Annotated in this window: 2 protein-coding genes and 1 tRNA gene; all 3 read left to right on the top strand. The window is 43.1% G+C overall.

Annotated features, from left to right (window positions below; all coding sequences use genetic code 11):
* Nucleotides 1-630 precede the first annotated feature (630 nt).
* Entirely contained in the window at nucleotides 631-912 is a 282-nt protein-coding gene (clpS, locus tag AC805_RS04520) for an ATP-dependent Clp protease adapter ClpS (protein ID WP_055074309.1), read from the top strand.
* Nucleotides 913-1,150: 238 nt separating this feature from the next.
* Nucleotides 1,151-2,053: a CPBP family intramembrane glutamic endopeptidase gene (locus AC805_RS04515; protein ID WP_231662429.1), complete on the top strand. Its 903-nt coding sequence runs from the start codon at nucleotides 1,151-1,153 to the stop codon at nucleotides 2,051-2,053.
* A gap of 155 nt (nucleotides 2,054-2,208) precedes the next feature.
* Nucleotides 2,209-2,290, top strand: a tRNA-Tyr gene (locus tag AC805_RS04510).
* The last annotated feature ends 86 nt before the right edge of the window (nucleotides 2,291-2,376 follow it).

The following is a 2,376-nucleotide window of genomic DNA, read 5'->3' as shown; positions in this document are numbered from 1 at the left end:
GGTATGCTCTTCTGGTTTTTAAGTTTACTTATACCTAGCTACTTACAGTTAAATAACGTGAATTCAGGATAATTTGAAACGGGCTTTGAGAAAGGGTTGGCTACGCCAACCCTTTCTCAAAGCCCAAAAGTAAAAGCCTTGCTACGCAAGGCTTTTACTTTTGGGCTTTGAACATTTGCCAGCTTAACCCAAACTGACGTTAATTATGCACTGGGAACAGCGTAGCTTAATACAAATAGGGTAACGCATGATTACAGTTTTCCCATACATCTTTCAGGTTTTTGGTTGGGCAGAATCCCCATATAGCTGCCGTCACTGGACATAGCACAAATCAAACCCGAAGAATTGAGTGGCGGTGCTTCGCACCGCCACTCAATTCTTCGGGTTTATGTCCTAGTACACTTGGCGACAGCTATACTTCACATTTTTGGGAATTCTATTTATAATATGAGTAGATACCCATTAAGTATTATTACTGTCTCGGCTTTCAAATTTATCGCACAAGCATGAGACTGAAATGTGTCCTACCTACATTGCATACTTGCAAACACTTTTCTCTTAATGCGCAAACCTTAAACCCTGCGATTATCCGAAATCATAAATTAATTCCTATAGGAGGCAACCAAATCTATGGCTACCGAAACTATTACTCGTCCTGAAACCATACGCAAAATTGCACCAAGATATCGCGTGCTCTTACATAATGACGATTACAATTCTATGGAATATGTAGTGCAAACCTTAATGCAAGTTGTCAATGGGTTAACCCAACCCCAAGCGGTAGATATTATGATGGCAGCCCATGCCAGTGGTTGCGCCCTAGTAATTACTTGTGTACAGGAACATGCTGAGTTCTATTGTGAAGGGTTACAAAGTAAGGGTTTAACTAGCACAATCGAACCAGAGTCATAGGTAAGGGCAATTCATAAATTTCCTATATATAACAGCTTTAGCTGCTTACAACACCAAGAAGAGAATGGCAGCGCAAAACGCCGCCATTCATCATATAGCTGCCGTCAAATGTATCAAGCCATAAAGCCCAAAATAATGTTGCCGCGCTCCGCGCGGCAACATTATTTTGGGCTTTAATTTTGTCCTAACAAGACTGGCGACTGTTATCGCTCTCAGCAATGGATAGAGAACAGGTAGGATGGTTATTACCAATCCTACCTGTTTTTTTATTGTGAATCGCGATCGCCTCAATTCCTATGCAGCCCCCATCCGTATCCTACTTTTTTTAATAACTTTATTGCTGCTCTGGCTACCAATCGCGGCTCCGATGTATTTAATTTGGGGAGAAGCCGTCGGCGTTGGTTTAACAATTTTGTTGTACTGCGGATTTTTGGGGTTAATTTGGGGATGGGGGCACAAAATCGCCAAATATTCACATCCTTACCGCTATTACGGACTGTTATTTACCAAAGAAAATGGGCGGGATTTTTTGCTGGGATTGGGATTGGGCTGTGTAACCCTTATTATTTTTTTTAGCTTGCAAGTGAGTCTGGGATGGCTGGTATCGCAAAGTGTCGATTGGCGGAATCCTTTGCCTGCAAGACTATTACCAGCGATCGGATTGTATTTTGTGGATTGGCAAGGAGCGATCGCGCCTGGGTTATTAACTTCAGTGGGAGTAGGATTTGCAGAAGAAATGTTGTTTCGGGGTTGGATTCTATCGGAGTTAGAGCGGGATTATTCGCCAAAAGCCGCCTTACTCGGTTGTAGTTTCGTATTCGCAATCTTGCACTTTATCAAACCCCTAAACGTAATTTTGGCGACATGGAGCCAGTTTCTAGGTTTAGTCATGCTCAGTATTGCTCTTGTCCTCGCCAGACGTAGATGTAACGGCAGGCTAGGAATATCCATCGGTCTACATGCGGGTCTGGTCTGGTGTTACTACATTGTCAATACGACACATTGGCTAGCGCCGACAGGGATAGTTCCTGAGTGGGTTACAGGCATTAATGGCAATCCGATCGCAGGGATCATGGGAATTGCGTTTCTCAGTGCGATCTCGCTGGGATTTGCCAAATTTCCCCAAAAAATATCGCTATAGATCGCTATGGCAGGTTAAATCTTGCCTATAGCAATGCCAATCTCCACCTACGGCTACATTAAATATTCTTTGACCCAATTTTAATTTTTTTGAAGTAACTATTGCAAGTAATGCAATAAGTGTATATGATTAGATTCGCTTGGAAAACAAGCCAAGGGTCGATGCCCGAGTGGTTAATGGGGGCGGACTGTAAATCCGCTGGCTACGCCTACGCTGGTTCAAATCCAGCTCGGCCCATCAAAAAAAGAGAGTGAATTACTTCACTCTCTTTTTTATTAAGCTAAGTGGGCATAATTAAAGCCCTAAAACCTGCGGCGCACGCG

Source organism: Pseudanabaena sp. 'Roaring Creek', assembly GCF_001402795.1.
Classification (GTDB): domain Bacteria; phylum Cyanobacteriota; class Cyanobacteriia; order Pseudanabaenales; family Pseudanabaenaceae; genus Pseudanabaena.
This window is presented reverse-complemented; position numbering and strand designations above follow the sequence as displayed.

Excerpts from the sequence above, each read along its gene's own strand:
- clpS (WP_055074309.1), top strand. The coding sequence starts at position 631 with ATGGCTACCGAAACTATTACTCGTCCTGAAACCATACGCAAAATTGCA.
- AC805_RS04515 (WP_231662429.1), top strand. The coding sequence starts at position 1,151 with ATGGTTATTACCAATCCTACCTGTTTTTTTATTGTGAATCGCGATCGC.